Genomic DNA, 4,728 nt, shown 5'->3' with positions numbered 1-4,728 from the left:
GCGCGCGGCCGATGACGGCCGCGCTGTTGGGTCCGCACTGGACGATCCGCCGTCCGCCGTCGATGCCCAGGACCAGGGTCCGGGACGCCGAATCGGTGGCGGGCGCATCGCCTCGCGGCGCCATGACGGATCTCACCTGACGCGCTCCAGACAGCCGGTCGTCTTAGCACTACCCAGCGACAGTATGGGGCATGACGCGTGATCGGCGGGAGAAGATCACGGTTACCGCGCCGAAAACCGTGCGGTATGCGGATTCTCGGGCGTTATCTCCCGAGGAAACGGGCCTCCGCGGCTGCCGCCGGGTCCGCCGGATCCGGTCAGGACGGCGCGCCGATCCCGGTCAGCAGGAGGTCCACGACGGTCTCCGCGTAGCCCTCCGGGAAGGTCTCCTGCGGGGTCTTGGTGGACAGCGACCCGGTCAGCATCGAGATGCCCGCCTCGATGTCGAGGTCGGCGCGCAGCTCCCCCGTCTCGACGCCGCGGCGCAGCACCTCGCGGATGACGGCGCGGCGCGGCTCGATGACGTCCTGCTTGTAGCGGGCGTACAGCTCGGGGTACTTCTCCGCGCCGCCGACCACGTTCCAGAAGCAGCGCGAGTACCGCTTCTTGCGCTCGGCCGCGAAGGTCCGCGCGATCTCCAGGAGGTCCTCGCGGGCGGACGCGCCGGCGGGCGCGGGCAGTTCGCCCTTCGCCGCGCCGAGCGCGCCCACGATCAGCGCCTCCTTGCTGGGCCAGCGCCGGTAGATCGTCGTCTTGCCGACGCCGGCCCGGGCGGCCACCGCCTCGATGGAGACGCCGGCCACCCCGGACTCCGCGGCGAGCAGGTCGAGGGTGGCCTCGATGATGGCCTTCTCGGCCCGCTCGCTGCGCGGGCGTCCCGGCGCGCGGTTGGTCGTCGTGTCGTTCATGGCATGCTCACGCTCTCACACGCGGGCCTTCTCCGGCTCGGGAGCCGTCTGGTTCTCCGCGGCGGGAGCTGCGGCGGCGCGTCCGGGCATCCACTTCAGGACGACCAGGGCGCCGAGGAAGGACACGACGGCCGCGGCGATCGACGCGGTGTGCATGGCGTGCACGAACGCGGTGTCGGCGGGGCCGATCAGGCCGTGGCCCGCGGTGCCCATCCGGGCGGCGACGGCGTGCGCGCCCTCGATGGACTCGCCGGCGGCCTGGCGGGCGCCGGCGGGCAGCGCGGCGAGCCGGTCGTGCAGGTCGCCGCGGTAGACGGACGCGACGACGGAGCCGAGGACGGCGACGCCCATCGCGACCGCGACCTGCCGGGCGACGTTGTTGACGGCCGATCCGGCGCCGGCCTTCTCGCGCGGCAGCGCGGACATGACCGACTCGGTCGCGGGCGGCATCACGTTGGCCATGCCGGCGCCCTGCACGAAGAAGATCACGCCGAGGATCCACATGGGGGTGTCGGTGCCGACGAACTGGTAGCTCGCCAGCGCGACGGTGACCAGCAGCAGCCCGGACGTGCAGACGGCCTTGGCGCCGAACCGGCGGACCATGCCCGCGCTGCGCGGGGAGAAGATCAGCTGCGCGGCCGCGAAGGGCAGCACCATCGCGCCGGACTCCAGCGCGCTGAGACCCCGCACGGACTGCATGTAGAAGCTGGTGAAGAAGAACACGCCGGTGGCGGCGAAGAAGCACAGCGCGATGGACGCGACGGCGGCCGACATGCGGGCGTCCTTGAACAGCCGGACGTCGAACGCCGGCGAGGCGGTGCGGGCCTCGTGCCAGACGAACAGGGCGAGGACGGCGAGGCCGGCGAGGATCGGGCCGAGGGTGCCCAGGGTCAGCCACTCGCCCTTGTCACCGCCCTGGATGATGCCGTACGACACCACGACCAGGCCGACGACCGACAGCAGGACGCCGACCGGGTCGAGCCGTCCGGGGTTGGGGTTGCGCGACTCGGGCACCAGGAAGGCGATCAGCGTGACGCCGGCGATGATGACCGGCACGTTGATGAGGAAGACCGAGCCCCACCAGAAGTGGGCGAGCAGCAGGCCGCCGGTGAGCGGGCCGATGGCGACGCCGAGGCCGACGGCGCCGGCCCAGATGCCGATGGCGCGGGCGCGCTCGTGCGGCTCGAACACGTTGGAGATGATCGACAGCGTCTGCGGCATGATCGCGGCGCCGCCGAGGCCCATCAGGGCGCGGGCGTAGATGAGCTGGTCGGGCGACTGGGCGTAGGCCGACGCCAGCGAGGCGAGGGCGAACACGGCCATGCCGCCCATCAGCACGCGCTTGCGGCCGATCCGGTCGCCGATGACGCCGAAGGTGAACAGCAGGCCGGCGAAGACCAGCGTGTAGGAGTTGATCGACCACTCGAGCTGGCTCTGGGTGGCGCCGAGGCCCTTCTCGGGGTCGGCGATGGTCTTGAGCGCGACGTTGAGGATGGTGTTGTCGAGCACCACCACCAGCAGGCTCACGGTCAGCACGCCGAGGATGTACCACCGGCGCCGCTGGACGGTCTGGGAGTCCACAGCGCTCCTTGGATCGTGACGGAGGGAATGCGATACGGGTACGTCTCGTTTCGTAAGGAGCGTACGCCGCCATCCACCGATACGCAACCGTAGCGTTTCGTAATTTGTTCCGGCCCGGCGCCCGAAAGATCCGGGAATCTCGGGGACTACCCGAATCGTTTTCGAAGTGGCACCATCGGATCCGTCTGGGTACGCCACCGTGGCGCCTCAAGACCGGAGGTTCTCCATGTCTTCTTCTGTAGCGCCGCCCGCGCAGCCGACCGCACTCTACGGCGGTACCGGCGGGCGAAGGATCACCGTCCGCGACATCGCGGCCGCCAAGGAGCGGCACGAGAAGTGGCCGATGCTCACCGCCTACGACGCCCTCACCGCGCGGATCTTCGACGAGGCCGGCATCCCCGTGCTGCTCGTCGGCGACTCCGCCGCCATGGTCGTCTACGGCTACGACTCGACCATCCCGGTCACGGTCGACGACCTGATCCCCCTCGCCGCCGCCGTCGTCCGCGGCTCCAAGCGCGCGATGGTCGTCGCCGACCTGCCGTTCGGCTCGTACCAGACCGGCGTCCCCGAGGCCCTCGCCGCCGCCACCCGGTTCCTCAAGGAGACCGGCGCGCACGCGATCAAGGTCGAGGGCGGCCGCCGGATCCTCCCGCAGGTCGAGGCGATGGTCTCCGCCGGCATCCCCGTGATGGGCCACCTCGGCCTCACCCCGCAGTCCGTCAACGTCTTCGGCGGCTACCGGGTGCAGGGCCGCGGCGAGGCCGGCGAGGAGCTGATGGCCGACGCCAAGGCCCTCGAGGCGTCGGGCGCGTTCTCCGTCGTCCTCGAGTGCGTCCCCGAGGAGCTCGCCGCCCGCGTCACCTCGTCGCTGTCCATCCCCACCATCGGCATCGGCGGCGGCAACCAGACCGACGCGCAGGTGCTGGTCTGGCAGGACATGGCCGGCCTCACCCCGCACACCGCGAAGTTCGTCAAGAAGTTCGCCGACATCGGCACCGTGCTCGGCGACGCCGCGCGCAGCTACGCCGAAGAGGTCGTCAGCGGCGTCTACCCGGCCCCCGAGCACACGTACCACTAAGTGACGGCGGCGCTCTCGGCGCCGAGCCGCTAGGCCGCTAGGCCGTCAGGCAGCGTCCCCGGCGGCGGCTACTGGTCCGGGTTGGAGCGGACCAGTTCGCCGCCGCCGGCCCGCGCCTCGCCGGCCTGGCCGTTGCGCGGCGCCGGGACGGGCGGCGGCCCGCCGGCCATGATCTCGTCCCGCAGCGTGTCGACGGCGGAGCGCAGCACGTCCGGGCCCGCCACGTTCATCAGCAGCAGCCCCAGGTTGAGGGCCATCTGCCCGTCGGTCATCTCGCTGCCCGCGAGCGCGTCCACGGCGGTGCGCAGGTCCGCCTGGTCCTCGGCGGAGACGTTCTGCAGCAGGCCGAGGCAGTACGTCGGCAGCGCCAGCTTCGACTTGGCGAACGAGACCCCGCGCATGATCTCCCCCGCCTCCTGCGCGCGGGTCTTCGCCTGCATCCGGTCGACGCCCCGGTCCGCGGCGGCGAGCAGCGAGGTCAGCAGCGTGCTCGGCCCGACCGCGACGTCCTCGTCCCCCACCCGGACGGTGAACACCGCGCTGCGGAACACCATCATCGAGCCGAGGCTCGCGACCAGCACCTGCGTCGCCGCGGCGACGTCCGGCGACGCCACCCCGAACCGCCAGCCGAAGGTGTGCAGGAGCAGCAGCGACCCGGCGCCCGCTCCCCCGTTGATCAGCACGTACGCCCAGGTGCTCGGCACCCGGACCAGCGTGGTGGGGCGGTCCCGGTAGCGGCTGACCAGCTCGGCGACGCCGACCAGGCAGCTCAGCGAGACCGCGACGAGGTATCCGGCCATCCGCTCCCGATCACCGCCCGGTCAGCCGGACGACCTCGTCGATCTCCCGCTCGATCGAGACCAGCCCGCGGTCGCGCAGCCGCTCCACGGCGCCCGCCACCTCCAGCAGCCCGAGCCCGGTCGCGTGCCGGATCTCCGCGAGCGACAGCGGCCCGTCCGCCGCCCGCAGGTGGTCGAGCACCCGGCCGTAGACGTCGCCGCCGCCGGCCTCGCCCGCCTCGCCCGCGTCACCACGCGCGTGCGGCGCCTCCGGGGCGTCCGGCGCGGCCGGCCCCGCGGGCGCCCCGGGCCCGGCGGCCCGGCCCGGAGGGGCCAGGACCGTGCTCCACGGGTCCGCGGACCGGATCTGCCTCATCTTCAC

At 72.5% G+C, this 4,728-nt stretch carries 5 protein-coding genes; 1 reads left to right on the top strand and 4 read right to left on the bottom strand.

Features of this window, described 5'->3' with window-relative positions; translation table 11 throughout:
- Positions 1-317 precede the first annotated feature (317 nt).
- Both ABZ914_RS46755 and ABZ914_RS46750 read right to left on the bottom strand, forming a co-directional pair.
- Positions 318-908, bottom strand: coding sequence for a TetR/AcrR family transcriptional regulator (locus ABZ914_RS46755; protein ID WP_190864317.1), 591 nt, complete (start codon positions 906-908; stop codon positions 318-320).
- Positions 909-923: 15 nt separating this feature from the next.
- Complete coding sequence (locus ABZ914_RS46750) at positions 924-2,489, bottom strand: MFS transporter (RefSeq protein WP_500201098.1); 1,566 nt, start codon at positions 2,487-2,489, stop codon at positions 924-926.
- A 226-nt stretch (positions 2,490-2,715) separates the two neighbouring features.
- Here ABZ914_RS46750 and panB point away from each other — a divergent pair, with 226 nt between their 5' ends.
- Entirely contained in the window at positions 2,716-3,567 is an 852-nt protein-coding gene (gene panB / locus ABZ914_RS46745) for a 3-methyl-2-oxobutanoate hydroxymethyltransferase (protein WP_500201097.1), read from the top strand.
- 68 nt (positions 3,568-3,635) lie between these two features.
- On the opposite strand, the gene ABZ914_RS46740 is transcribed toward panB, so the two are convergent.
- Positions 3,636-4,367: a hypothetical protein gene (locus ABZ914_RS46740; protein ID WP_500201096.1), complete on the bottom strand. Its 732-nt coding sequence runs from the start codon at positions 4,365-4,367 to the stop codon at positions 3,636-3,638.
- A 10-nt stretch (positions 4,368-4,377) separates the two neighbouring features.
- The coding region (locus ABZ914_RS46735) for a hypothetical protein (RefSeq protein WP_500201095.1) at positions 4,378-4,728 on the bottom strand (351 nt) is incomplete at its 5' end.

This window comes from Spirillospora sp. NPDC046719 (assembly GCF_040645715.1).
Classification (GTDB): Bacteria; Actinomycetota; Actinomycetes; order Streptosporangiales; family Streptosporangiaceae; genus Spirillospora.
This window is presented reverse-complemented; position numbering and strand designations above follow the sequence as displayed.

Coding starts and splice junctions, on each gene's coding strand:
- ABZ914_RS46755 (WP_190864317.1), bottom strand. CDS start 908: ATGAACGACACGACGACCAACCGCGCGCCGGGACGCCCGCGCAGCGAG.
- panB (WP_500201097.1), top strand. CDS start 2,716: ATGTCTTCTTCTGTAGCGCCGCCCGCGCAGCCGACCGCACTCTACGGC.
- ABZ914_RS46740 (WP_500201096.1), bottom strand. CDS start 4,367: ATGGCCGGATACCTCGTCGCGGTCTCGCTGAGCTGCCTGGTCGGCGTC.